General features: G+C 40.8%; 26 protein-coding genes. 13 read left to right on the forward strand and 13 right to left on the reverse strand.

The genetic code is table 11. The features are described from left to right. Positions 1-72: 72 nt before the first annotated feature. Entirely contained in the window at positions 73-1,188 is a 1,116-nt protein-coding gene (locus AB3N61_RS16935) for a multidrug effflux MFS transporter (protein WP_367899111.1), read from the forward strand. Between the two features lie 410 nt (positions 1,189-1,598). Here AB3N61_RS16935 and lpxD read toward each other — a convergent pair whose 3' ends face one another. Beyond that, entirely contained in the window at positions 1,599-2,651 is a 1,053-nt protein-coding gene (gene lpxD, locus AB3N61_RS16940; protein ID WP_367898162.1) for a UDP-3-O-(3-hydroxymyristoyl)glucosamine N-acyltransferase, read from the reverse strand. 257 nt (positions 2,652-2,908) lie between these two features. On the opposite strand from lpxD, the gene AB3N61_RS16945 reads away from it, so the two are divergent. Both AB3N61_RS16945 and AB3N61_RS16950 read left to right on the forward strand, forming a co-directional pair. Continuing rightward, entirely contained in the window at positions 2,909-3,841 is a 933-nt protein-coding gene (locus AB3N61_RS16945; RefSeq protein WP_367898163.1) for a ferredoxin-NADP reductase, read from the forward strand. Between the two features lie 117 nt (positions 3,842-3,958). Then, entirely contained in the window at positions 3,959-4,171 is a 213-nt protein-coding gene (locus AB3N61_RS16950) for a transcriptional coactivator p15/PC4 family protein (protein WP_020770581.1), read from the forward strand. On the opposite strand, the gene AB3N61_RS16955 is transcribed toward AB3N61_RS16950, so the two are convergent. Then, positions 4,168-5,772 (reverse strand): anti-sigma factor antagonist, encoded by a 1,605-nt coding sequence (locus tag AB3N61_RS16955; protein WP_367898164.1) that lies wholly within the window; start codon positions 5,770-5,772, stop codon positions 4,168-4,170. The genes AB3N61_RS16950 and AB3N61_RS16955 overlap by 4 nt on opposite strands. Positions 5,773-5,845: 73 nt before the next feature. On the opposite strand from AB3N61_RS16955, the gene AB3N61_RS16960 reads away from it, so the two are divergent. The 4 genes from AB3N61_RS16960 to recR are packed head-to-tail and all read left to right on the forward strand — an operon-like array spanning position 5,846 to position 8,760. Beyond that, positions 5,846-6,304, forward strand: a complete 459-nt coding sequence (locus AB3N61_RS16960) for a nucleoside deaminase (RefSeq protein ID WP_020770573.1) — start codon at positions 5,846-5,848, stop codon at positions 6,302-6,304. Between the two features lie 60 nt (positions 6,305-6,364). After that, positions 6,365-7,816, forward strand: coding sequence for a DNA polymerase III subunit gamma/tau (dnaX, locus tag AB3N61_RS16965; protein ID WP_020770565.1), 1,452 nt, complete (start codon positions 6,365-6,367; stop codon positions 7,814-7,816). Positions 7,817-7,826: 10 nt separating this feature from the next. After that, positions 7,827-8,174, forward strand: coding sequence for a YbaB/EbfC family nucleoid-associated protein (locus AB3N61_RS16970; protein WP_020770561.1), 348 nt, complete (start codon positions 7,827-7,829; stop codon positions 8,172-8,174). 16 nt (positions 8,175-8,190) lie between these two features. Continuing rightward, positions 8,191-8,760, forward strand: a complete 570-nt coding sequence (gene recR / locus AB3N61_RS16975) for a recombination mediator RecR (RefSeq protein ID WP_020770563.1) — start codon at positions 8,191-8,193, stop codon at positions 8,758-8,760. On the opposite strand, the gene AB3N61_RS16980 is transcribed toward recR, so the two are convergent. The 5 genes from AB3N61_RS16980 to AB3N61_RS17000 are packed head-to-tail and all read right to left on the reverse strand — an operon-like array spanning position 8,757 to position 14,623. After that, entirely contained in the window at positions 8,757-10,328 is a 1,572-nt protein-coding gene (locus tag AB3N61_RS16980) for a hypothetical protein (protein ID WP_367898165.1), read from the reverse strand. The genes recR and AB3N61_RS16980 overlap by 4 nt on opposite strands. Positions 10,329-10,331: 3 nt before the next feature. Continuing rightward, positions 10,332-11,183: a substrate-binding periplasmic protein gene (locus tag AB3N61_RS16985; RefSeq protein WP_020770567.1), complete on the reverse strand. Its 852-nt coding sequence runs from the start codon at positions 11,181-11,183 to the stop codon at positions 10,332-10,334. A gap of 53 nt (positions 11,184-11,236) precedes the next feature. After that, positions 11,237-12,517 (reverse strand): OmpA family protein, encoded by a 1,281-nt coding sequence (locus AB3N61_RS16990; RefSeq protein ID WP_367898166.1) that lies wholly within the window; start codon positions 12,515-12,517, stop codon positions 11,237-11,239. Between the two features lie 53 nt (positions 12,518-12,570). Next, on the reverse strand, positions 12,571-13,824 hold the full coding sequence (serS, locus tag AB3N61_RS16995) for a serine--tRNA ligase (RefSeq protein WP_020770550.1): 1,254 nt from the start codon (positions 13,822-13,824) through the stop codon (positions 12,571-12,573). Next, entirely contained in the window at positions 13,817-14,623 is an 807-nt protein-coding gene (locus tag AB3N61_RS17000; RefSeq protein WP_367898167.1) for a TatD family hydrolase, read from the reverse strand. Before AB3N61_RS17000 ends, serS begins: the two co-directional genes overlap by 8 nt. Before the next feature lie 119 nt (positions 14,624-14,742). On the opposite strand from AB3N61_RS17000, the gene AB3N61_RS17005 reads away from it, so the two are divergent. From AB3N61_RS17005 to AB3N61_RS17015, 3 genes are read left to right on the forward strand one after another with little or no spacing between them, the layout of a single operon-like run. Next, positions 14,743-15,726 carry a M23 family metallopeptidase gene (locus AB3N61_RS17005; RefSeq protein WP_036090236.1) on the forward strand — a complete coding sequence of 328 codons (984 nt, stop codon included), beginning with the start codon at positions 14,743-14,745 and terminating at the stop codon, positions 15,724-15,726. Beyond that, entirely contained in the window at positions 15,726-16,073 is a 348-nt protein-coding gene (locus tag AB3N61_RS17010; RefSeq protein ID WP_008589609.1) for a bactofilin family protein, read from the forward strand. Before AB3N61_RS17005 ends, AB3N61_RS17010 begins: the two co-directional genes overlap by 1 nt. After that, complete coding sequence (locus AB3N61_RS17015) at positions 16,070-16,576, forward strand: YaaR family protein (protein WP_020770555.1); 507 nt, start codon at positions 16,070-16,072, stop codon at positions 16,574-16,576. Before AB3N61_RS17010 ends, AB3N61_RS17015 begins: the two co-directional genes overlap by 4 nt. Here the strand turns inward: AB3N61_RS17015 and AB3N61_RS17020 are convergent. From AB3N61_RS17020 to AB3N61_RS17040, 5 genes are all read right to left on the reverse strand, one after another. After that, positions 16,573-16,998, reverse strand: coding sequence for an acyl-CoA thioesterase (locus tag AB3N61_RS17020; RefSeq protein ID WP_367898168.1), 426 nt, complete (start codon positions 16,996-16,998; stop codon positions 16,573-16,575). The genes AB3N61_RS17015 and AB3N61_RS17020 overlap by 4 nt on opposite strands. Before the next feature lie 70 nt (positions 16,999-17,068). Then, complete coding sequence (locus AB3N61_RS17025; RefSeq protein WP_020770583.1) at positions 17,069-17,950, reverse strand: ParB/RepB/Spo0J family partition protein; 882 nt, start codon at positions 17,948-17,950, stop codon at positions 17,069-17,071. Beyond that, a complete protein-coding gene (locus AB3N61_RS17030; RefSeq protein WP_020770576.1) occupies positions 17,950-18,711 on the reverse strand; it encodes a ParA family protein in 762 nt (253 codons plus the stop codon). Before AB3N61_RS17030 ends, AB3N61_RS17025 begins: the two co-directional genes overlap by 1 nt. Continuing rightward, positions 18,689-19,477 (reverse strand): RsmG family class I SAM-dependent methyltransferase, encoded by a 789-nt coding sequence (locus tag AB3N61_RS17035; protein WP_367898169.1) that lies wholly within the window; start codon positions 19,475-19,477, stop codon positions 18,689-18,691. Before AB3N61_RS17035 ends, AB3N61_RS17030 begins: the two co-directional genes overlap by 23 nt. A 1-nt stretch (position 19,478) precedes the next feature. Beyond that, positions 19,479-20,939: a M20/M25/M40 family metallo-hydrolase gene (locus AB3N61_RS17040; RefSeq protein WP_367898170.1), complete on the reverse strand. Its 1,461-nt coding sequence runs from the start codon at positions 20,937-20,939 to the stop codon at positions 19,479-19,481. A 310-nt stretch (positions 20,940-21,249) separates the two neighbouring features. On the opposite strand from AB3N61_RS17040, the gene AB3N61_RS17045 reads away from it, so the two are divergent. Beyond that, positions 21,250-21,993, forward strand: a complete 744-nt coding sequence (locus tag AB3N61_RS17045) for an MORN repeat protein (protein WP_020770566.1) — start codon at positions 21,250-21,252, stop codon at positions 21,991-21,993. Positions 21,994-22,566: 573 nt separating this feature from the next. On the opposite strand, the gene mnmG is transcribed toward AB3N61_RS17045, so the two are convergent. Next, the gene (mnmG, locus tag AB3N61_RS17050; RefSeq protein ID WP_020770584.1) at positions 22,567-24,453 is read right to left on the reverse strand and encodes a tRNA uridine-5-carboxymethylaminomethyl(34) synthesis enzyme MnmG; all 1,887 of its coding nucleotides are present in this window, start codon (positions 24,451-24,453) and stop codon (positions 22,567-22,569) included. Positions 24,454-24,562: 109 nt separating this feature from the next. On the opposite strand from mnmG, the gene AB3N61_RS17055 reads away from it, so the two are divergent. After that, complete coding sequence (locus tag AB3N61_RS17055) at positions 24,563-25,486, forward strand: branched-chain amino acid transaminase (RefSeq protein WP_020770548.1); 924 nt, start codon at positions 24,563-24,565, stop codon at positions 25,484-25,486. A gap of 17 nt (positions 25,487-25,503) precedes the next feature. Continuing rightward, the gene (locus AB3N61_RS17060) at positions 25,504-26,451 is read left to right on the forward strand and encodes a hypothetical protein (protein WP_367898171.1); all 948 of its coding nucleotides are present in this window, start codon (positions 25,504-25,506) and stop codon (positions 26,449-26,451) included. Positions 26,452-26,755: the final 304 nt, after the last annotated feature.

The raw sequence follows: 26,755 nt of genomic DNA on the forward strand, positions 1-26,755 counted from the left end.
GTGAGCAAATCTAATGGCACTTTAATCCTAATACTTGGTGCATTGACTGCAATTGCACCCTTTTCGATCGACATGTATCTTCCGGGTATGAATGAGATCGCAAAGGATCTCGGAACTCCGATCTCTGATGTGCAACTAACGTTAACTAGCTTCTTTTTCGGAATTTCTTTTGGACAATTATTTTATGGCCCAATTATAGATCGTTTCGGTCGTAAAATTCCTCTATTGGTAGGCTTACTGTTATACATCACAAGTTCCTTGGCATGTGGGTTTTCAAATTCCGTGAATGCATTAATATTTTTCCGATTTCTTCAATCTTTAGGTGCTTGCGCTGGAATGGTAATCCCAAGAGCCGTGGTAAGAGATGTGTTCTCTCCTCACGAAGGGGCCAAAGTTTTTTCTCAGATCATTTTAGTGATGGGAATTGCGCCGATACTAGCACCCACCGTCGGAGGACTTCTTCTTCAATTTGCGAGTTGGAAATGGATATTTTTCACACTCACCGGAATTTCTACTTTAATGCTCTTTGGATCTCTGCTGATTTTCCAAGACAGCAAAGGAGGAGACTCTTCCATTTCTCTTAAGATCGCTCCGGTAATTCGAGAATATATCGAAGTCTTTTCCAATCCGATCTTCAAAACCTACGTGCTTAGTTCCGGATTTTCCGCCGCAGTGATGTTTGCGTATATTGCCGGTTCACCGTTTGTGTTTATGGTTTTAAACGGACTATCACAAACCGATTATAGTTATCTGTTCGGATTTAACGCCTTCGGCCTGATCCTTGCTAGTCAGATCAATCGCATCCTTCTCAAAAAATTGGAAGCCGCGACCATTGTGAAATATGTCGGATTCTCTTATTTAATACTCTGTTCCTTGCTCGTGATTTTCGAAGTATTCGGTTTCGGATTTATTCCTATGCTTGTTTTGATTTTCTTCCTGGTGAGTGCTTTCGGACTCATCGTTCCGAATGCTTCCGCTCTCGCAATGGGCCCCTTTTCCAAAAACGCAGGAAGTGCGTCCGCTTTAATGGGGGCAATACAGATGGTATTTGGTGCGGTTTCTACAGCGGCAGTTAGCCTTCTTCACGACGGAAGCGCTTATCCGATGATCACGGTAATGTCAATGTCCGGCGTTATGTCTTTAGCTTGCCTGTTTTTTTTAGGAAAGGACCATAAGAAAATTAAATAATCTTAATATTATTCGGCAGAAGAAGGAATGAAGGACCCGAGAATTCGGGTCTTATCAAAATATTTACTTTTTGTTTAATTGCGGTTATATCTGAGCTCGCTGATCAGCACGACTTTTGGTGAATGTGGCTCCAGCAAATTGTCCGCATACGAATCCAACAACTTTCCTAATCTATTTATTTGAGGAAAGTCCCGCCCGGAAATCTGGGAGTTTGGAATCTGGTCCAAGACCTCAGTATTGGGTCGGGTATTCAAGGCTAGCCTCCGGATTGGGATAAGGCGAAGAATTGAACCTTCTCCGAACGATGTCAAGCCTATTGGACATAGTTCGGGAAGTTTTTCGAACCGGCCAAATCCTTGCTTTAGGGCATTCTAAATGAAGAATGTTGGCAGACCCATTTTAACCGCAGCCTATTCCTCGGAGCTAATTCCCAATTTGGATTCTAGAGCCTTTATTCTTCTGGCCCATTTCTGGAAATTAACCACGTTTTTGATATTCACTCGTAACTTTTGGAATTCAGGGAAAGTCAGTCCGTAATCCCAACCTACGTAAATATCCGGTTTAGAAAGTGTGTTACGGACGGAGGTCCCTCCGCCTACGATCGTCCCGCTCGGAATTCCGATATGGTCTGCCACCCCACACCCTCCGCCGATAGTAACGTTATCTCCTATCGTAGTAGAACCGGCTATACCTGTGTAACCTGCAATCACTACATTTTTTCCTAATACACAGTTATGACCGATATGAACTAGGTTATCGAATTTACAGCCGTCTCCTATGATCGTGTTTTCCAAACCACCTCTATCGATTGCGCTATTGGAACCCATCTCTACATCGTCTCCCACGATAACCGTTCCGACTTGAGGGATCTTATTGTGCTTACCGTTTGCGAAGACGAATCTGAAACCGTCCCCACCTACAGTACAATTTCCGAAAGATCTGAACCTTTTTCCGATGATAACTCCATGGTGGATTACGTTATTCGGTCCTATATGCGAACCTTCTCCGATCTTTGCTCCTCTTCCGATACGAACCCCGTCTTCTAAGATTACGTTGTCTCCGATCTCGGCATCTTCCGCAACGGATGCAAAATTTCCAATATAACAATTTTTACCGATCTTTGCTCTAGGGTGAACGAATGCATTTGTCTCTACTTTATTTTCAAACTTGTGAGGTGGATAGATGAGATCCAAAACCTGAGCAAGGATAAGTTCGGGTTTATCTACAACCAAGCAAGGCACTTCTAATTCTTTTGCGAACTCTGAAGTGGTTAGAACGATACTAGAGGCTGTCTTTTTTGCCTCGTTTAACATCTTCTTATTTGCGAGAAAACTAATGCTGTTCGCAACTCCGGGATTGACGGGAGATACGGATTCCACCTGAACTTTTTTGGGGTCCGCGCAATTTTCTATTTTTGCTCCGGAAATTTTGGAAGCCAGTTCTTCCAATGTATATCTAGCCATTAAGACCCTCTTTTCTAGACTTTTAATATCTGCCAACGTATCCGCGGTTCGAATTCGAATCTATCCCAAATTTCGGAATGAAATACTCACATGAGGCGACAAATATCTAAGTCTATAAGTTATCAAAGGATTACAGATAAAGAAGACATAATATGGAGAAATCGACCGTCTTCCTATAGAAATATCCCGTTTGACGAATTAGCTTCCGAAAAAATTCTGTAATACATCAGAAATCGACATCAGGACCCAGCCCGCCCATGAAGCCCGTTAGAGAGCCGCAAATCAATATATTCAAAAAATCAAACCCGTTAAAAGCTAAGGTCATCAGCAATGTTCGCCTTACACCGGAACCTGGAACAGGTAAAAGACCTAAAAAGGAAGGCGAGTCCTTAATTCATAGAATCACTCTAGCCATTGATCATGGCCAATATCCGTATTTGATAGGACAATCAGGCGGAATCATCCCTCCGGGTGAAGATCCTGAAAAAAAAGCGAAGGGACTTGCAGACGCAGCTTATACGGTTCGTTTATACTCCATCGCTTCTCCTAGCTATTCTTTCGGAATGAAAGAAGATACGATCGAATTCATTATCAAAAGAGATAATGTTTACGATGCGGATGGAAACGTTCAGTTCAAAGGCGTTTGCTCCAATTACGTTTGTGATCTGAAAGAAGGCGACGAAGTAGTAATGACCGGACCCTCCGGAAAAAAATTCCTTCTTCCAAACACCGACTTTTCCGGAGACATCATGTTCCTTGCAACCGGAACAGGGATTGCTCCTTTTATTGGAATGAGCGAAGAACTTCTTGAGCATAAACTCATCAACTTCACAGGGAATATAACTCTCGTATACGGTGCACCTTACTCGGATGAGTTGGTAATGATGGATTATCTAAGAGGATTAGAGCAGAAATTCCCTAATTTCAAATTAGTTACCGCTATCTCCAGAGAAGAAAACAATCCTTTCGACGGTGGAAGAATGTATATATCTCACAGAGTTAAAATGTTGGAAGCGGAAGTAAAAAAAGTCCTCTCTTCCGGTGGACGTTTCTATATCTGCGGCGGTCCGAAAGGGATGGAAAAAGGAGTGATCGAAGAGATCCAAAAGATCGACGGAAACTCAGGAACTTACGAAGAATACAAACATCATCTAGAAGGCGCCCACCAACTTTTCGTGGAAACTTACTGATTGATTTTGTAAATTTTTTCTAGCTAAAAGGCTCCCAATCGGGGGCCTTTTTTTATGGAAAACGACTGGAAATCCAAAACCGGGAATTTAGTCTTTTGCCGTCAGGAAGGGAAAACTATGAGCGTAATCCGAGATATCGATAAAGGCAAAGGTGAGATCATCCGAGTCGAAATTTCAGAATTTAAAGGAAATAAATATCTGAACTTACGAGTTTGGTACACAGACAGCGAAGGTGAATACAAACCCACCCAAAAAGGTATCGCGATCCCGGTCGGATTATACTCGGAAGTAAAGGATGCAATACTCGCAGCGGAAAGCTTACTAAGCTAAACCGCCTTACTTTCTATCCAGGCTTTCAATAAACTTTGGGCCTCTTCCTCCGTTTCGGAAGCACGGATATGAGATTCTAATCGAGTGATCGAGAATACTTTTTTAACGGAAGATCTTAGATTACTTACGATCAATTCTCCGCCTCTTTTTCTGAGCCAGCCTGCGATCTGTATCAACATACCGATCGCGGAAGAATCGATATACGAAGATTTAGCCAGATTGAATACGATGTATCTGTAACCTTCTTTCATCTTTTCTTGGATAGCAGTTTTGATCTCAGGGCATCGATAAAGATCTATATCTTCATTCGTACGATACGCAAAGATCTGATCGTGGTATTCCACTCCATCGTCCGGGAAATTTTCCAATGCTCCGTACTGAAGCTCGGAAGCGGAAGCCACTAAATGTTTTGCGGCAGTAGGAGAATTTTCCAGGATCCGATTTTTTAAAGAACTTACCCTAAAGCCAAGCGTTTGCAAAACTTCAGGCGCCAGTTCTTCCTTCTCGTTTATATCTTTGATCAGATCGTTTAGGAGAGCAATGGATTCTTCCGTATAACCTTCTTTCAAAAGTGTTCCCGCTTTTCTTAAACCTTTTCCGGTTTTAGCGATGGTTGCCTCGACAACAACATCCGCATCTTCCTTGGCAGAGTCGTCCCTCCAATCCAAAGGAATATCTATGTTTTTTTGTTCAAGTTTTGCGCCGTCGGTTAGCTCGTAATAACTTGCAGAAATATTAATATTTGCAGGAGTATCTTTTTTGGTCGGGCGAAGCTGGACTACGATGCTCTTAACATCGTCCGCTCTCATGTCTCCAACTTCCAATACTAATGTTTTAGTTCGTCCTGTCTCTTCCGGATCGGGTTCTTGGTAAGAAGAAACTTCAGAGACTAAATCCAAATAATCCATTCCTTTTGGAAAATCCACTTTGAGTTCTATGGATTGCGCGTATAAGGTCCCGATATCACCGAATTCTTTGAAGAATATATCACCGGTTTCTTCGGGAGTTTCCACATAATAGAAATTACCTCCTCCCGATTCCGCGATCTCTTTCAAAAGTATTTCGTTGAAGTCGTTACCGAAACCGATCACAGTCGTACTGATCCCTTTTTTATAGGCATCTGCCGCGATCTGGATCAACTGAACAGGATCCTTGATCCCTAATGTTGGATTTCCATCAGTAAGAAGAATCACCCTTTTATAACCGTCCGCAATCGGATGTAATTCCAAAGTTCTTAGAACATGAAGCCATCCACCGCTTAGGTTGGTGGAAGTACCTACTTGGATAGAATTCAATCTATGAATGACGGAATTTTTTTCGGCCAACGGAACAAGAGGTTGGATGACCTGAACATCTTCTGCGTAAGCAACGGCGGTTAAAAAATCGCGACGGGTCAACCAATTGACCAGGGAGGAAGAAGCCTGGATGACAGAATCCATCTTGTTTCCTTTCATGGACCAACTTCTGTCCAAGGCCAGGCCTAAGATTAAAGGTTGCCTTTGAGAGGAAACAGGTCCCGTAGGAGAATTTAAACGTACAAGTAGAGTGTTGGACTTTGCGGAAGAACCGGCCGGTCTCATCAATTTGGCCGAAAGAATCATGCGCTTGAAAAAACCATTTACATACGCTAAGAGCAAGAAGAATTTAAAAGAGAAACAGAAATAGAAACCGAAAATGAGCCAAGAAATTATAGAACCATTCCTTAAGGTTTTTTTAGACCGATTTGAAGAAATTCGAAGCCAAAATTCGGAAGAGATCCCAAGTTTCACGCAAATTTACAAAAACGGAAGTCTTATTTGTGAAGCTTTCAACTCGGTGGAAATTTCGGAAGATTCTTCCTTACATAGCGAACTTCTTGCGATTTCCGAAGCAAAACGGATCTGCAAGGAACGATACCTCACTGATTGTATCCTCATTACCACTCTAGAGCCTTGTTTAATGTGCGGGGGTTCTATTCTTCTTTCTAGAATCCCTAAAGTAGCATATCTGGTACCTGCAAAATTGGGAGAAGGGATTTCTTCTCTTCCTTTAGAAACCATTTATAGCAGAAATTTTTTTCCAGAACTTGTCCTAATTAAGTCTGAAACGACCACAGAGTTATTCAAAACTTTCTTCAAAGATAAGAGAAATTAGACGGACTTTTAGGCTTTTCCTCCTTTCTTGTCTCGGGCTATCTGGTAAAATTACAAACCTATGGCCGGAAATCACGAAGTTCTCTCCCGCAAATACCGCCCTCAAAGATTCCAGGACGTAATCCATCAGAATCTAGCGATCGGTGCATTACAAAATGCGGTTAAATCCGGAAAGATAGGTCATGCGTATATTTTTTTCGGTCCTCGTGGTGTAGGAAAAACTACAATCGCTAGGATTTTTGCAAAAAGGCTGAACTGCCAAAATCCGATCGATAACGAACCTTGCAATCAATGCGATTCTTGCCAAGAGATCACGAAAGGAATTTCGGGAGATGTTCTGGAGATAGATGCTGCGAGTAATCGCGGGATAGAAAATATCAGAGAACTTAGAGATAACGTAAAGTTCACTCCGATGGGCGGTAAGTACAAAGTGTACATCATAGACGAGGTGCACATGCTTACAGACCAATCTTTCAATGCACTTTTAAAAACCTTGGAAGAGCCTCCTGCTCATGTGGTTTTCGTTTTGGCTACTACCGAGTATCATAAAATTCCGGAAACAATTCTATCCCGATGCCAAGACTTTATTTTTAAAAAAGTCCCTTTATCCGTTCTCCAAGATTATGCGGAGAATTTATGTAAGGAAGAAAAAACCAAGTACGATTCCGAAGGATTGTTTTGGGTAGCAAAGAAAGGTGACGGTTCCGTGAGAGATATGCTTTCCTTCATGGAGCAAGCTCTTGTATTCACTGACAATCGACTCTTAGGATCAGAGATCAGAAAAATGATCGGTTACCATGGGATCGATTTTTTATCCGACTTTATCAAAAGTCTGGTAGATGCCGAAAATTCTTCCAAGTCCTTACAGATTATTGAGAACTTATACCAAGAAGGTCAGGATATCTTCAAATTCCTTTGGGATTCGATCGAGTTCACTCATACATTATGTTTATTGAAAGATTCCGTAGCGGATTCCGAATCAGTAAACTATCCGAGAGAGGATCTGATCAAGATGAGAAAGGATTTCGAATCCATAGATCCGATCGCTTTGAACAAACTTTCTTTTCGTTTATTCGAATTATTCGAAAAAGTAAAAACTCTTCGTTTGAGAAACTCTTTCGAGATCAAAATTTTCATAGAGATACAGATTAAAAAACTTACGGAAGACCTGGCAAAACCGAGCCTTGCGGGACTTGTAGATAGGATCAATCATCTCATACTGATGATCCAAGACCAGGATTCGAACTCACCTACCACTACATTCGAGGTTCCTAAGAAACAAGCTGCAACTACGCCACCCAAAGAATTACAAACTCCAGCTCCGACAGCAGCCCCAATTGTGTCTAAAGAGAAGAAAGAAATCCCTCAGGAACAAAAATCAGGACCACTTTCCTCTTTGGAAGATATGGCAAAAAATGTTTCTTCCGAAGACGCAGAATGGGAAAAATCTTTCAAAAACGAGTTTTTAGGAACGGATGTAGATCCTTCCAAAGTGCCTAAGCTGGGACTCTAGGATAAAAGCCATGTTTGAAAATTTAAAGAACGCATCCGAAATTTTCTCCAAGATGGGAGAAATGCGAGGTAAAATGGAAGAGATCAAAAAAAGGATCTCCAACCTGAGAGTGATGGGTGATGCAGGCGCAGGAATGGTCCAGGTTACTTCTACCGGGGACGGCTCTATCGTGGATGTAAAGATCAATCGTGCATTATTCGATTCAGAAGATAATAAAATGTTAGAAGATCTAGTAATGGCGGCAACCAACGACGCTATTCAAAAAGCAAAGCAGGCCGCCGAATACGAATTAAAATCGATCACGGGCGGAATAGATCTCTCTGAAATTTCCAAATTATTCGGCGGTAACCTTGGCTGAACATTTGATTGAAGGAATGGTAAATGCGCTCTCTTCCCTTCCAGGAATCGGAAGAAAAAGCGCTTACCGTATCAGTTTTCATTTATTGAGACAAGATCCTGCCGTTTTTAACGGCTTCATCCAAAGTTTATCGGAAGTAAAGGGAAGGATCCGTTTTTGTTCCCGCTGCGGATCTTATTCTGAAGAAGAGATCTGCGATCTTTGCCTCTCCGAAAAAAGAGACAGCCATACAGTTTGTGTAGTAGAACAACCGGAAGACGTATTTTTCATAGAGAACACGGGAGAATTCAAAGGAAGATACCATGTGCTCAACGGAGTCATCTCTCCTTTAGAAGGAGTAGGACCTCAAGATCTCCGCATTCGAGAACTTTTAAATAGAATCGAACCCGAAGATCTAAAAGAGGTCTTAGTTGCGACCAACCCTACTTTAGAAGGGGATGCAACAGCGGATTATCTGAATCATCAATTAAAGAATTTTAATGTAACTGTTACTAGGATCGCTTACGGGATCACAGTCGGTGGTTCCATAGAACTCGCGGACCAATACACGTTAGGTAGAGCGATCCGCTCACGACTCAAACTTTAGAACCTATGCTCCGCTGTGACGAACAATTCTCTTAGAATTGTTCCCTGTGTCGTATCTAAATAAGCTTTCAATCCGTTACCCGCTACGAAATAACCGGAACGTAAAAGTATCTGCATATCTCGAAATGCACTCCATCTTAGATTTACGTTATATTCCTGACCGAAATAAGCTGAGGTGTGATAGAAGTTTTCCTCATTGTAAAATCTATTATTATCGATGAGAGGAGACTTGGTCCCGTACAATCTATAATATCCTAAAGTCAAAACCAAGGGTCCGGATAGAACGATATCCGTAAATATTCCGTACTCGTACAAACCGCTCATGTCTCTACCGGAAAATAATGCGTAACCTCCCGTAAAGTCGTTCGCAATATTAGAAAGAGAATATCCGGGGAACAAAGTTCTATAACCGTTCCCATGCAAGTTGGATCTGGTGCCATCCTTTTCGTAACCGGGTCGGCCGGTAGAACCGGAAATCATGGAAGTAATACTTATGGATTCATTATAGCGATAAGATAATTGTGTATCAAAAAATCCTCCTTTGATCTTATACAAGTCGTACTTCTGTTGGATCTCATTACCATCGGCATCCCTGTATGGATTCAAAGATTTGACGGTTCCGTGATTGTAAATACCGTGAATAGTCCATGTAAAATCTGAAAAATTAAATTCGTTAAATAAACCATGCCAGAACAATTGATTCGCGTCGCTGGTCCTGGAAACCAATCCGTACACACCGTTCACGTCTTGAACTTCCCTTAGGTTATCATCCAAATAAAAACTGTACAGTTCATGTTTTGTGTTATTAAAAAAACTCGTTTTGATCTTATAAAAATAAACGTTGGAGCCTTGGTAATTTTTATCTGCAAACGTATTCCTGTCCAAGTCGGTGAGATTATTCTGTTTTGCTACAAACCAACCGCCTTCTATCGTAGTGTTCCAATCCCGGATATCCTTGGTTAAATTCACGCCTGTTCCCGGAACGAACACAACTCTTCCTTGTGCAGAGGTAAAAAGTTGTAAACCAACTCTTGCAGTAAAACTTTTCTCCGGTAATTTAAAGTTTAGATATAAAAAGTTCGTCTGCATATTCACAGCAGAACTGAATGAGGCTTCTCCACCTTGACCGGGCCCCACGTTAGAAGTCTGATTAACTCCTCTTCCACCGAAAATAACGTCACCAATTTGAACACCCACCAACGCTTCGAAATATTTCGAAGTCGAAAAGTTCATATTCAATGTCATCCTAGTATCGTAATAGGTTGTATCTTCCTTTTGAGGACTGAGAGTACTTGGATAACCTTTCTGTCTAGCTGCTAGCTCATTTTGGTACTTAGTCAGAGTGTCCTGATTGTATTGTTGTAGAAAATCCGATCGGTTGTAAGGTGTAACAGGCGTTTGTCTCGAAGTATAAATATCTCTTCCCAGACTAAATCCACGCACCCGGTAGTTCCCCTGAAAATCTATCTTTGTTTTTTCCTCTACTTCCTGAGCAGAAACAGAGAGGCCAAAAAGAACAAGGATAACTAGGGCGAGAATTCGGATCTTTTGAGACGGAGAATCCAACACGAATTATTTTACCCAACCGCTTCCTAGAAAATATTTAGAACGGAGACTTTCGATCACGCCTGTTCTTTTTAATTCTTTGATAAAAAAATTAAAATTGTCCGTAAAGACTAGATCGTTCAAAGGTAATGCGGCGCTAATATACTCATCCATAACCGGATTCACTAGAGCTACATAGTTCGCTTTTAGACTAGGTTGCTTTTGTAATAATGATAGAATATATAAACTATCTGCTACGTAACAAATCACGTTTCCTTTTGTCAAAGCGTCTATCGCGATTGAATCCGATAGATAGCTATAGATTTGGTTCTTACCAAATCTCCTCAAAAGATAATTATGATTTGTAGTATTGGATCTAACTGAAAATGAAAGAGCATTCAGTACCGATAAATCTTCCAAAGATTTAAAAGTCCTAGTAGTTACTATACTACCTTCCGGCTCCGGGGGAAGGGAACGTTTATTTACCAGACCGGCTGGAGTTGTAAGAAGATAAGGGTCCGAAAAGGTAACCGTTTTTCCGCGGCTCAAGTCCGTTGACATCCCAGCCATAGCAATGTCTATCGTTCCTGCAGAGATCTCATCCGAAAATTGTCGAAAGGTTTTGAGAGGTTTCACTTTGAGCGCAACTCCCAAGTAATCAGCATAAAGTTTTGCCAGTTCCATATCAAATCCCGGAAAACCTTCTTTCGGATCTTGGATATAAAAAGGTTCGTAGACACGATTGACCCCGACTACCAATTCCTTCTTGGAAAGGACAGAATCCAACCTGGAGGGGATTGTTTTGGTTTGAGAATATAGGTCTATGGAGGTAAAAAGGACAATTGCCGAAAGAATTGCCGACTGAAACTGCTCCCGCATTTTCATGATACCTATGTTATCGGCATCTTCCGGTTGTTAAAGGAATTTTTAGTCTATTCTAATATTTGAAATTCAGTTCTGCGATTTTTGCGGTCCATTTCCGGGCTTTTTTCCGGATAAATCGGTTCCTTACTTCCCTTGCCGTCTGTGGTAAACCTACCGGATGAAATTCCTTTTTTGACCAAGTAATCTTTCACCGCTGCAGCCCGATTTCGACTTAATTCCAAATTGTCGCTCGGATCTCCGTGTAAATCCGTATGTCCGGTAATTTTCAATTTTATGGAAGGATTTTCATTTAAGAAAGAGACCAATCTGTCTAAAATTTCAAAAGATTTTTCTTCTATCTCAAAAGAACCTGTTCGGAAGTGAATCGATTCCAAAGAGATCTTTTTGTTCTTCTTCAGTTCTTCCCATTCACTCGCTGAAAATTCGTAAATATCGTAATTGCCACCCTCTTTCACTAGCCTACAAAAGTATGCATTTTTGCCGTCAGGAGTTTCCGTGTAGAATGCTTCGTCGCCTGGAGAGTTGATAAGAGGTCCTAGGTTAACTGCAGCGGAGAAGGTCCCGTCTTCCTTGATCTCTACTTTATAAATATCTAATCCACCGTAACCACCCGGACGATTGGAGGAAAAATACAAATACTTACTGTCTCTACTCAATGTGGCAGCGATCTCCGCATATTCGGTATTAACAGGACTTTCCATTCGGATCGCCTTTTTCCAAGAACCATTCTTATATTCTGAAATATAAATATCAGACTCTGCTACTTTTCCGAAAGGATAACGAGTAAAGAATAGGTAGCTACCGGCTAAAAATGGATTCTCTTCTATTGCAGGAGTGTTCACTTCTTGAGGAAGTCTGGTCACTTTGTCCCAAGAGCCGTCTTTCAAGGTGGCGAAGTAAAGGTCTCTAGAAACTCCGATCTTACCGTTCCCTAGTTTAAACTCTATACTTCCGTCCCGATTAGAGGAAAAGATGATTGCTTTTTCATTCTCTATAACGAAAGGACTTTGATCGTCGAATTGGGAATTTAATTCGGAAATTTCTTCGCCAGCAGCCCAACCGTCTTTGGTTTTTACGGATTTATAAAGATCCGAATAATTTGAATTTTTACGTTTAGAATAATAATATAAAGTATTTCCATCTTCCGATAGGCTTATTCCGAATTCATTTAAAGAAGTGTTAATCTCTCCTTTTATAGGGGCAACTTTCCCTTTCATGGGCGAATCTTCCGCCCCTGATACGGAAAATCCTGCAAACACAAAGTAACAAAATAAGATAGAGACGGTCTTAGAAAATGGTGAGGATTGAGTATGGGTATCGGAAGCCATACTCTAACTATCTGTCTTTTAGGAAAAAACCTGATACTTTTTCGTAGAAAAAATCAGAGATATTTATTCAAAACATCAGGGAACTCGATTGTTCCATCTTCTTTTTGATACGTCTCCATTACGGCTGCCAAGGTCCTTCCGATCGCTAAACCGGAACCATTCAATGTATGGACCAATTGATTTTTGCCTTCTTTTGATTTGTAACGGATCTTACCACGTCGTGCCTGAAAATCTTTGAAGTTAGAAACGGAAGAAATTTCCATCCAACGATCCAAACCGGGCATCCAAACTTCCAAATCGTACGTTTTGGAAGAAGCAGCCGAAATATCTCCGCTGCATAATAACATCACTCTGTATCGGATCCCTAATTTTTTCAGGATATTCTCCGCGTGTGAGAGCATCTTTTTATGTTCTTCTTCTGAGTCTTCCGGACGAGCAAATTTCACGAGTTCCACTTTTTGGAATTGGTGAACACGAACTAGACCTCTCGTATCTTTTCCGTAAGAACCTGCTTCTCTTCTAAAACAAGAGGTATGGGCAGTTATGGAGATGGGTAGTGAATTTTCCGGAATGATCTCATCCCGGTATAAATTCGTTAACGGAACTTCCGCCGTTGGAATTAGATTGAGTTCATCTCTCTCTAAGCGATAGTACTCATCCTTGAATTTTGGATACTGCCCTGTAGTAGTCATACATTCGTCGTTTACCATGACCGGCACCCAAACTTCCGTATAACCATGGTCAGTGGTATGAGTTTCTAGCATAAAATTCGCAAGCGCTCTTTCCAGTTTAGCGCCCATGCCGAAATAAGTGTAAGCTCTCGCGCCGGCGAGTTTTGTTCCCTTTTCGAAATTAAACCAACCTAAGGCTTCTCCCAACTCAAAATGAGGTTTTGGCTTAAATTTATAATCGCGGACTTCTCCCACTTCATACAAAATTTTATTATCGTGCTCGTTCTTACCGACAGGAACGTCTTTATCCAGAATATTAGGAAGACCTAAATTAATTTCGAGCAGCTTGGATTCGAGAGATTCCAGATCATCTTCTATCTTTTTGATCTTATCTCCAATCTCTTTTACTGCGGCGGAAGCGGTTGCAATATCTCCCCCAGCTTGTTTTACTTTTCCGATTTCCTTACTTGCCTTGTTCCTTTCTTCACGGAATACATCCGCTTCCTTTTGGAGAACTTTTCTTTTTTGGATGATCTCGGCAAGTTGATCCAAAACTGCAATGTCCTTAAAACCTCTTAATTCCAGATTGGATTTTAATTCTTCCGTATTGTCCGTAATATATTTCAGATCAATCATGATGATACGCCTTCCTTTGCGTGAATTTTAAGGAATTATTATACAAAGTTTTTTCAACCTGCACATTGGATTCTTTTCTGAGTGAGAACATTTTCTCTAAAACGAATTTCGTATAAGAAGGTTCGTTCCGTTTTCCTCGGAAAGGAGGTGGTGCAAGAAATGGTGCATCCGTTTCAATCAGCATACTTTCCAAAGGAAGTTTTTCTGCGGCTTCTTGGATATCTCTTGCATTCTTAAAAGCAACTATCCCCGAAAAAGAAATATAATATCCCAGATCCACTAACTGCTTCGCTGTCGGATAATCGTAAGTAAAACAATGGATCACTCCGAAAGCCTTATCCCTATGTTCCTTTAAAATAGAAACCGTATCTTCTGCCGCATCTCTGGAATGGATGACTACCGGAAGAGAATATATAGAAGACGCTTCTAAAAAAGAATGCAGCACATCCGCCTGATACGCTTTAGTCGATGCATCGTGATAATAGTCCAATCCGATCTCTCCAATCGCGGATAACTTTTGGTCCGTCACATTTTCTTTGACTAGTGTCAAAATTTCTTCTTTTTTAGGAAATTCATGAGTCTCTGTCGGATGGCAACCGATCGAATAAAATATTTCGATCTCTTCATCTGAAAATTTTTCAGATAAACCTTTCGCCCTAATCGAACTCTCAAGGTCGATCCCGATTTGGACGATCTTTTTTATACCAGATTCTTTTGCATTTTTTAGAGATTCTGCAATATCCTGCCCTTGCTCTTGTATTATATCTAAGTGGCAGTGAGTGTCTATGATGGAGTACATATGAAAACGGCTTTTAAAAGGCAGTTTTCGCGATTTGTATTGACTGAAAAGATAAATTTTTAGAATCCTTACAGCATAATAACGGAACGGGGAAACTCGTTGGTTTGGGACATAATAGCTTGAATCTTAAATCCTACCTTGCACTACTTTATTATAGGCTCAGATATAAATACCAAGATCTGAAGCTTAAGTTAGATATCAAAATCGCAAATTGGAATAAGAAAGGTAAAGAACGTCTCACCGTCATGGTGATTCCCCACTCCGAACAAAAGACGATCAACTTTCATATCTCTTACAGAGCGATCACCATCTTTATCGGAACAATTTTGGTCCTTCTTCTTATCAGTTCTATCAATGTTCTTAGTCACTCAGGATCCATTCACCAGTTGACTGAGCTGAACTTATCCAACCAGGACTTCATTCGTCAGTCTGCAAAAATGAAGGAAGAGATCGATAGTCTTCACGAGCATGTCGAATACTACCACAATCATGTGGGAGCACTTTACGGAAGACTGACAGGCGACAATTCCAAAGTTGCAAAAGGAATCGGCGGGGCTGAAAAACTTGCTCTCGGTTCCGATAAGAATCCAGCCCCTGGAGCGGAAGTATTCCGATTAAAAGAAGACGTTCACAATCTCAAGGTAGCGAACGAACTTACGCAAGAGATCATAAGCATATTAAAAAAACGTAAAAATCTAATTCGCCAAACCCCGTCCATTTGGCCGGTAAAAGGATATGTTCTCTACCCTTACGGAGAATATTTGAATCCGATTACGGCTCGTAGAGACTTCAACAACGGATTGGATATCGGGGCTTTCCCAGGATCGGAAGTAGTTGCGACCGCACCTGGAACAGTTTATGAGATAGGATACACTCGTAACACCGGCTATTTTGTAAAAGTTGCTCATAAATTCGGTTGGAAAACGATTTACTCGAATTTGGATCGTGTAAAAGTGAAAGCGAATCAGCAAATTTCCAAAAACGAAGTATTAGGTTTCGTTGGAAAATCGGAAAACAGCCCTCAGTACAGTCTTCATTATGAAATTCATGTGGGTACCAGAGCGATCGATCCTTTTGCATTCTTGAACCAGATCCAAGACTGATGGCCCATACAGAAGAGCAATTAGCGGTAAATAGTATCATCGGCGAAGGCGCCGAATTTAGCGGAGACTTCAAACTTTCCGGGCTTCTACGTATTGACGGTATTTTTAGGGGAACCATAAAAACCGATGGAAAAGTCCTAATCGGAAAGACCGGAATCGTCGATACGGATATTAAAGCTCGTATTGTCGTCGCCGGCGGTGAAATTAATGGGAATATATTCGCGTCGGAACGAGTGACTCTACTCGCTAGCTGCCGTATGAAAGGTGACATCATCACTCCAAAGGTAGTTATGGAAGAGGGAGTACAATTCGAGGGAAATTGTAAGATTAACCCGACCACTCATTGAAGATCCAATCTCAACAAAAAGACCCTCGAACTGAATCACGTAGAAAAAGAGACTTCGGACTTTCCCTAAGTTCTTCCTTATACCAACCTGTTCCAAGTTCCGTATCCGATTCCCAGATACCTGATTCGAAAAGTGAATTTTTCGACTTAGTCGAACATCTTCTTCCCTATAACCAGGAAAGAACGAGAGATCTAAATTCTTTGCTTAGAGATCTTCCGGATGCTGAGAGAAATTTTTTAAAATCTCCAACGTATGCAAATCTGGAAGTTTACAAAAGGATCGTTCAGGGTATTTTAAAAGAAGTCATGGATAGAAATACAAGTTTGGAAACTTTGCGAACCAGGGCGAGAGGCGGTTCCGAGAAAGTTTACCAAGTAGTTCAGATCGTAGACGATAAGATCCAAACTCTAGCGGACTTCATCATTCATCCTGAAAATTCTACCTTTGACCTGATGAAAAGAATGGAAGATATTCGCGGTTTATTAGTAGATCTAATGAATTAATATCGGGATTTAGAACTTAAGTTCTTAAACACTTCCGGAAGTTTTGCCGGTTTTCTGGATTCCAATTGTAAAAACGCCCAGGTCAATTCTCCCGTACAAACCAAACTATTATCGGTTAATTTGCGAACCTGTATATTCCATTGGATGCTGGCAGGTTTGATCTCTCCCGCCTTCACATAGATTTTTAGTTCTTCGTCGAATCTTGCAGGAGATTTATATTCGATCAGTGCGCGAGTGACTACAAAGTCGAGGCCATTCTTCTCTAACTCACCCATATAATCGTACTTTAAATATCTCATGTACTCATTCAGAGCCGTATCGAAATAGGTAAGATAATGTGCATTAAATACTACCGCTTGTGCATCGATCTCCGAATAACGCACTCTTAGAATATAAAAAAATTCCGATTCGTCAGAAGGCATAGATGATATTCGTTCTGCTGCTCAAACCAGCCATTAATTTATTCTCAAGCAAACAAAGTATTTATACAGGTTATAGGCCCAAAGCGTCTAAAACTTTCTGCAGAGCATCCAAACTCGGATACGCGATGCTAAGTTTTCCTTTTCCAGAAGAAGAATTATGAGTGATATCTACTTTCATAGAATATTTTTTACGGAACTTATTCTCAAGCTCTACGATATCCACTTCTTTACGTTTGGATTTTTTCTTTTCTCTGACCGGAGCTTCTTCCGTTAGATTTGCTACAATGTCTTCTACCTGTCTAACCGTGAGACCTTTCTCAGCAATTTGATAAGCAAGCTGCTCCGATTTTTTACGATCCGCAATAGAGAGAAGAGGTCTTGCATGACCTTCGGATATTCTTCCGTTCTTTACCAGATCCATAACGGAATCAGGCAATTGTAAAAGACGAATTAAATTGGAAACAGTGGCTCTATTTTTACCGACGCGAGATGCAATATCGGTAATCTTTAATCCTGATTTTTCGGAGAGAGTCTTGTAAGCTAAGGCTTCTTCGATCGGGTTTAGATTTTCTCTTTGAATATTTTCGATAAGAGCCATTTCCAAAGTTTGTTGGACATTGGCCTTTTTAACAACGACCGGAATTTTCATGAAGCCTGCGATTTTACACGCGCGGTATCTTCTTTCTCCGGAGATGATCTCGTATCCGGAACCGGTATCTTTTACTACGATCGGTTGGATGACTCCATGCGCCTTGATTGTCTCCGCAAGTTCGCGCAAAGAGTCTTCGTTAAAAGTTCTTCTGGGTTGATCGGGATTCGGACGGATCTCGGAAAGTTTTACTTCTTTGAGTGAACCTTCTCCTCCCGCTTCTTTGAAAGATCTTTCTTCCGAAACAGGGATTAAATTTCCGAGTCCCCTTCCTAATGCTTTCGGTTTTGCGCTAGCACTCATTAATTTTTACCAGCGACTTCTAACGCGAGACTTCTGTAACTTTGAGCTCCGATCCCTTCCGGATCATAAGAAAGAATGGACTTACCGAAAGAAGGGGCTTCCGAAAGTTTAATGTTCCTTGGGATAACCGTAGTATATACTTTCTCTTTAAAATAAGACTTAACATCTTCTGCAACTTGTTGCGCAAGATTGGTTCTCTTATCGAACATCGTAAGCAATACACCTTCGAGTTCGAGAGAAGGATTTAATTTTTCCTGAACTAATGAGATGATCTTCATTAACTGAGTCAATCCTTCCAAAGCAAAATATTCCGTTTGGAGAGTGATCATCACACTATCAGCCGCAGACAATGCATTGATGGTAAGAACACCAAGAGAAGGAGGACAGTCGATCAGGATATAATCGTACTCGGTTCTCAAATGACCGATCGCATTTTTTAAACGAAACTCACGATTTTCTTCCCCCAATAAGTCGGCTTCTGCGCCCGACAAATTGATATTGGAAGGAATGATATGAAGGTTTTCGATATCGGTCCTTTTGATACATTCCGCTGCCGAAGATTCTCCGATCAAAAGTTCATAAGAAGTGTTTTGGAGAGTGTTGATCTCAAATCCTAAACCGGATCCTGAGTTACCTTGCGGATCAAAATCTACGATCAGTACTTTTTTGCCGATCGCAGCTAGATTTGCCGCAAGATTGATGGAGGTAGTAGTCTTTCCTACGCCGCCTTTTTGATTACTAATGGATACTATCTTTCCCATAGAATTCTTTGCTCTCCTTTTCGAGAAGCTTCCAAGCCCTAGGGATACCTTGCCTTGCCGATCCGACCTTTTTCAAGAATTTAATATGTCGCATGCCTAAAAATTCAAGTTCAGGCAAAAAGACAGTTTTCTCTTCTTCAAAACCACTGTCCTTTAAGATCTTCTTTTCAATCTTACCATCAAACTCGTCTTTCCCAATAAATGGGACATAATATCCACCTTTTATAATACATCTACTTAAGACTTCTGCGCTCCAAGGGTAAGGCACGAATCCCCTAGAAACACCCAAATTCCAGTCAGTTTTCCAGTCCTCCGCTCTTGCAAAAAGGAATTCAACACCTGCAATCTTGTTTTCTTTCACAAAGTTTTCCGTATGAGAGAGCTTTCTTCTTTGTGAATCCAACAGAACCAATGTAGGCCTTTCTTTCTCTACTAAACAACGAAAGAAGAAGCCTGGTATGCCTGGACCAGTGCCAGCATCTCCCACCTTCATCTTGTTAAACGATCCGAGTATACTACGGATCTTATAAACGTGAAAGATAGATTCTAAAACATGGCGATCTAGGATCTCATTTGTATCTCTTTTTGAGAAAAATCCACCCGCTTGGTTTTTATCTTTTAAGAAGGATAAGAATGAAGAGACAAGTTCCCAATCGAATAAGGGAAGGATCAGTTCTGCGTCTTTTGGAAATCTATATTTTACCGCGGCTTGGATCCCATCCGGATCATGGGTAAAGTCCGGATGGCTTGTCTCTGTTTCTGTCATTCTACTTTGCGACTTGGTGATTGTATTCTATAATGGACTTGAATAAAATTTCAATCCCCATCTTGAGCTGAGAAACACTCATGCTCTCATTCTTACCATGAATTCCGTCTATCTCTTCCGAGGAAAGTAATGCGGGAATGAGTCCGTAACATTTTAATCCGATCTGTCTGAGATAAGAACTGTCCGTGGTCCCTGGTGATAAGAATGGAGTGGCGATTGATCCCGGCTCTACAGCAGTTACGGTTCCCGCAAGAACTCTAAATAATAATCCGTCCATTGGAGAAATACTGCCGGACTCTAAGTGACGAGCGCTAACTTCCACTCCGTATTTTTCTCCGAGCGCTTTAATTTCTTCGAAGAACTTTTTCTCATCAAATCCGGGAAGAATTCGGATGTCTAAGGAACCTGTTGTCTCGGAAGTAATCACATTCGTTCCAACCGGATGACTATCGATCCCGGTTATACTTACCGTGTTCCTAGTCATTGCTCTAAGATGTCGGTTAGAATTGATCACACTTTTTAAAATCAAGAACAACACCGGATTTCTAGATCTCTTTAACACAAACGAATCCGGGAAATTACTAATGTCTCCTAATGAATAAAAGAACGCGGCGGTTTCATCCTTAATCATCGTCTTGTTTCCGATATTCTGTACTTCCTGCAAAAAATCCAACATGGACTTTGCAGCATAAGTTACAGGAGGTGTACTTCCATGCCCGGGTATAGATTTGGCTTTTAAATCCAACCACACAGCACCTTTTTCTGCCAGTTGAATATTAAAAACTTTAGATCCTTTGATTGCGATGTCTTTGGATCCGGTCCCACCTTCGTTCCAAACATATTCATATCCGTTAAATATTTCTTTATGTTTATCTACTAAGAATTTAGCTCCGTATTCCGAGCGGCTTTCTTCGTCTGCGATCGCAAGGAACATTAAATTTCTTTCTAATGGAATCTTCTTTTCATGAATAAGTAAGAAAGCATATAATTGCATGATGCCAAGACCCTTGACATCGACTGCACCTCTTCCATGAATTCGATCTCCCTTTCTTACACCCGAGAATGGAGGAATATCCCAATCTTTGGCATCAGCTTCTACAACATCGATATGATTCGTAAGTATTAAACCTTCCTTCGTTGTATCTTTACCTTTCAACTCGGCAATAAGCGATGCTCTGTCCGGCTTACCAGGATATTCAATGATGCGAGAAGGAATTCCCCTTTTCTCTAAGATAGATTTCAAAAAGAGTGCGCCCTCCTTCTCTTTACCTCTGATCGTTGCTATTCTAATATAAGATTGTAAATCTTTTGCCGCCTCTTCACTGAGAGCCGAGTAATCTAAGGTTGGAATGGTTGCTTCCGGTTGGATGGGTTTGATCCCCTTTTCCGTGAATGCGATCGTATAAAGTACGAAGATCGCAATAAGAGCAAGGACCGTGATCCCGATTTTTTTGAGGGACATATTTCCTCTCCACTAATCTTTCTTTATTGGCTTCTAATGTTTTGGGTGTAGAAGCCCGTAAAAAAATATTCCGTCATCGCACCCCTGCAAGGAGTTTTCCTTTGATTCCGAGAATGGAATGTTATAATTTTATGTAGTTCTCCGATTCGATTAAGATGAGATTTCAAGAATCATACAGATACTATAAGAAGAAAAGACCCCAATATCTGATCTTAATCCGGTATCATTACGGAAGAAACCCATTCAAATTTCCTAAAAAGACTCTTAACATTTTATACAAATAGTCGATGTCTAGAAGGAGGTAGTCTCCATGTTAAAAAGAGTATTCTTCTCCTTCGTTTTTATTTTCTGCATCAGCCCTATCCATTCCTTCACTCCAGGAAAATGGTCTCATACGGATAGGATCATACTAGGTTTCGAAAAAGGTGGGCCAACCCAAGAACTAGTAAAAGATTCCAAAGGAAATTTGATCTATACTGCAAAGTATGAGTATGATCCTTCCGGAAAATTAGTTAAAGAAAACTATATAGGACAAGATGGAAAGCCGGACGGTTTCACTAAGTTCGTATACAAAGACGGTAAAATCCTGAAAGAAGAATTGTATAATAAAGATGGAGTAAACCTTGAGTCCAAAAACTTCGGATATAATAAAGCGGGAGTTCTTTCTTCCATCGAACTAGTCGATCAGAACGGAAAGAATATACTTACCTGCACGATCCTCTCTTGGGGTGAAAATGGTTTAGTGAAAGAAGCTCAAACCGAGTGGGCTGATGCAAAACTGACGGAAAGATTTGCGATCATTAAGGACCCAAACAAGCCAGGGTTATTTCAACAGAATATCTATAATGAAGACAAACAACAAGCGGCATCTACGGTTCTTACTTTCGATTCGAATGGAAAACTTCTGAGCCGCATGAATGTTCAGGGAACGATTGAAAGAATGAACCGGCTCATCTGGGACAAGGACAATCGATTGCAGCAGTTCACTTACTTGATCAAGCAAGGAGATAAATGGGCCGTAGAAAAAACTCATGAGCTTGTTTACGGAAAATAATCATCTACGTTTCACGTGAAACGCTTAAAAGGGAGGGCACTTGCTCTCCCTTTTTCATACCCTGCGCACTAAAAATTAGGTAATTGATATCTAGCAAATTTCAAGAACCAAGAGCTTAAAAGTCTGGACTATGTTTTTAAACTTTCTGAATGGCCGACCTAGTCCAAATAACATTCTCTTTATTCTTCATCCAGCTTGGTTCGTTCTTTACGAGTAACAAATTCTTTAAGTGGTTCCACTGCGATGACTGAGTGGTCCCATCTTAGAGAAGATAAATGCATCTCTTCCTACGCCAGCACCAAGATCTAAGACGACACCTTTCTCTTTCGGAATAGAAGTTATAACGTTTTTGTGAAGATCGAAAAAATCAATCTCTGATGTAGCTTTGAAGACCTCTTTTAGATAGTTTATATATCCTTGAGTGCTTTTTATGAAAACGTTTCATGTGAAACGTTGGAATTCCAACACGCAGTTTCAGATCAACATCCCAAATATAATAATCTGCAAAAGTGAATAAAAAAACCCCGAGGCAACCCGGGGATTTTTCGTTTCTTCAGTAGTCCTTAGAGAAGTTTAAACCGGACTCGGTTTCCTTCCTTTGATGTAGAAAAGAAGCATATCAATATCACTTGGATCCACACCTGAGATTTGAGCCGCCTTTTCTAAATTTAAAGGACGATGTTTCGTAAGTTTCTGGATGGCTTCTTTCTTAATACCTGGTACCAAAGAGTAATCGATTGTCTCCGGTATAGGAGTAGTGAGATATCGATTCTTCCAATCGATAGTATCCTGTTCTCTTTTAATATAACCTTCGTATTTGATCTCCATCTCGATCACTTTTCTGTCTTGAGCGCTCAATTCTTCAGACTCAGGTAAAAGGAATTTAATGTCCTCGAGAGCAATCTCAGGTCTTTTCAAAAAGGAATCCAACTTAGCGCCGTACTTCAAACTTTGGATGCCTTTTCTTTCTAGTAAAGCTTCGAACTCAGGTAGAGGTTTTAGCGGAGTGGATTGTATCTTCTCCTTAACATCGGAGATCTTTTTGTACCTGGTAGTCATCTCATTGAAAGTTTCTTCCGAAACAAGACCCATCTTGTATCCGTACTTCATCAACCTTTGGTCCGCATTATCTTGTCTCAAAAGAAGTCTATGTTCCGCGCGAGATGTGAACATTCTATATGGATCTTCTACACCCTTGTGAACAAGATCATCCACAAGAACTCCGATATAAGATTCTCCTCTAGAGAACAACATCGGCTCCTCTCCTCTTAAAGAAGAAAGTACACTGTAAGCGGCAACTAAACCCTGGGCCGCAGCTTCTTCATAACCTGTTGTGCCGTTGATCTGTCCCGCATGATAAAGACCTTTGATCTTTTTAGTTTCTAAGGTCGGTTTTAGTTCAGTCGGATCCACGTAGTCGTACTCGATCGCATATCCAGGTCTTAAGATCTCTGCTTCTTCTAGACCAGCTATCGAACGTACGAGTTTCCATTGTACTTCCTCCGGAAGACTAGTAGAGACTCCATTCAAATAGATCTCTTGTGTGTCGTAACCTTCGGGTTCTAAAAAGATTTGGTGTCTCTCTCTATCGGCAAAACGAACAATCTTATCTTCGATAGAAGGACAATATCTAGGCCCGGTCGATTTGATCTGACCCGAATACATAGGAGAAAGATGAATGTTCTCATTGATCAGCTGATGAGTTTTTTCATTCGTGTAAGTGATATAACAAGGGATCTGTCTACGAGTGATCTTCGTTGTAGAAAAAGAAAAAGGAGAAGGATCCGGGTCACCCTCTTGCACGCTCATCACGGAAAGATCCACGGAATTTTTATGGATTCTCGGGGGAGTTCCCGTTTTCAATCTTCCTAATTTTAAATTATACTTAGCAAGTGAATGAGAAAGGCCTTTGACCGTAGGTTCTCCGAATCTTCCGTTCTCTTTCTGATAAGTTCCTATATGAACGATAGAAGATAAGAATGTTCCGGTAGTTAAGATCACATGATTGGTGAATATTTCGAAACCTCTTCCTGTCCGAACTCCAACAATACGATCTCCTTCTATCAAAAGATCTTCTACCGTATCTTGTCTGATGGATAAGTTTTGTATGGATTCAAGTGTATGTTTTACTTTGAGTTGGTACTCCTTCTTCTCCGCTTGAGCACGCGGTGCCCAAACGCTAGGACCTTTGGAAGTATTCAACATCTTGAATTGGATACCTGTTGCATCGATAACCTTTCCCATTAAACCACCGAGTGCATCTACTTCTCGAACCATATGTCCTTTTGCGATCCCACCGATAGCAGGGTTGCAAGACATCTGTCCGATCGTGTCTAGGTTCATTGTGATAAGCAAAGTTCTAGCGCCACCGATAGATGAGACATAGGCAGCTTCGGAGCCTGCATGACCTGCACCGACCACCACACAATCAAAACGATTGGGAAAAAAAGAAGAATTCATTCAGACCTAGCACTCCTGCATAAGCTCTTTTAGGATCGATCATTAGTCGACAGTAGAGCCTATGCTTAGAATCATGTAATCAATAGTATCACTTTCAGGTTCCCTGTACATGCCCGAATCCATCAAGAAACTCTCTTACTTCGAAGGAAAAATAGTCCCGGAGTCCGAAGCAAATATAAACATCAAAACTCACGCGTTACAATATGGAACCACGGTCTTCGGAGGTATTCGAGGTTATTATGATCCTAGTTCCGATAACTTATACGTTTTCAGGATCTTAGATCATTATAAACGGCTTGTGAATTCTACTAAGATCATGCAGTTACAATTCACAAAAACTCCGGAAGAACTCCGTGATATAACTTTAGATCTGCTAAAACAATCGGGATACAGAAGGAACGTATATCTTAGACCGTTCATATATACTTCCGCTCTGCAACTTTCTCCTAGATTCCATGATGTTCCGACAGAACTCGCAATTTATGTTTTAGAATTAGACGACTACTTAGATACCAAACGCGGACTGACTACTATGGTTTCTAGTTGGAGAAGGTTCGACGATACAGTCATCCCTACTCTCTCCAAAGTTTCCGGTGGATATGTAAACTCAGCGCTTGCAAAATCGGAAGCAGTTCAAAACGGATATGACGAAGCAATCTTCTTAGACGGAAGAGGTTTTGTAAGCGAAGGTTCCGCAGAAAATATCTTCTTAGTTAGAGACGGAAAAATCATCACTCCATCTATCTCTTCTTCTTTACTAGAAGGTATTACAAGGCGATCCGTTCTGCAACTTGCAAAAGACGCCGGATACGAAATTATCGAAAGAGATATCACTCGAAGTGAACTTTATATCGCGGATGAGATCTTCTTCTCCGGGACCGGAGTGCAGATCGCTTGGGTGAGTGAAGTGGATAAGAGAAAAATCGGTAACGGAGAAATGGGACCGATCACTAAAAAATTACAGTCCACATTCTTCGATCTAGTAGTCGGGAAAAACCAAAACTACAAACACTGGTTGACTCCTGTTTATTAATCTTTAATAAAAGGAACATGTCTTCCGCATTCGGTATCGAGGAAATCCAAGGCCAAGAAAGGGCATTAGTATTCTTAAAAAAATACTCATCCCAACCTGACCTTCTTCCTCCCCTACTCATCTTTCATGGACCGGAAGGAACCGGAAAAGAATCCGCAGTCGAAAGATTTATCAGACATATTCTTTGTTTAGAAGGAAACTCTTGCGGACATTGCGTTTCTTGCAGAGCGTTCATGCACCATTCCCATCCGGATATAGTTTGGTTTCCATTAGAGAAGAATAAACAGATCTCTATCGGTAAAGAAGACAACCCGGAAGAGTTCACAATCCGTTGGTTGATCCGCACAAGACTATATTATAGACCTCATCTTTCTAAGATTAGATTTATTATCATTCCCGACGCTTCTTTGATCGGGAACGAAGCGGAGACGGCTCTTTTAAAATCTTTAGAAGAAGCGCCCTTCTTCACTCGTTTTATTTTTATAGTAAACGACTTGGAACAATTGAAGGAGACAATCGTGAGTAGGGCGGTTTGTATTCCTTTCGGTTATCTCCCTCAACAAGTTATAAAAGAACTACATAGTAAAAATTCGACACCATACTTCCCTGCAAAAGGAGGAAGTATGGTTTCCTTCGATTGTCCGCCTGAGGTGTTGGAACAAATTTCCCAAAGGATCAACGGAAACCTAAGACAACCTTTGGATTATCTTAGGTTAGAAGAATGGATACTGGAATACAAAGAAGAACATCCCGATTGGAAAGAGGATTTTTCCTTCAAGGACTTCTTAGATCTGATTGGATTACTACTGCTGCAGGAATTTTCCAGATCGGATTTCGATTCCAACCTTCCAAAGATGGAAGCTGTCTTCCGCTTTAAAGAAAAATTGCATGAAAGAGTGCATGGACAAGAGAATATCGCATTATCTTTACTCATACACGAACTCTCTTTACTGGAACAAAAATAAAATTTTCTTTACATCCTTTAGTATTCACTTCGCATAACAACGATTAAATATAACGAAGTACTAGTAATCATACTAAGAGACATAATGATTTATCTATCACTAATCCACTGTGTTTTTCCTAATGTTTCCTTTTCGATTTCCGAATTTTCATTTGTATGCGACTGACAGAAGAAAAATAGTGTAATCTCGTCGGATGGTCCTTCGGACCGTTTCCTAATTCAGTTTTTTCTTTTCCGAGACAAATACGAGTTTCGTATTCAGAAAGTTGTCGGTGTGTTCTTGATTTTATTTTTTGGAGCTTTGT

Origin of the sequence: Leptospira sp. WS58.C1 (assembly GCF_040833995.1) — a bacterium.
Taxonomy (GTDB): Bacteria; Spirochaetota; Leptospiria; order Leptospirales; family Leptospiraceae; genus Leptospira_B; species Leptospira_B cinconiae.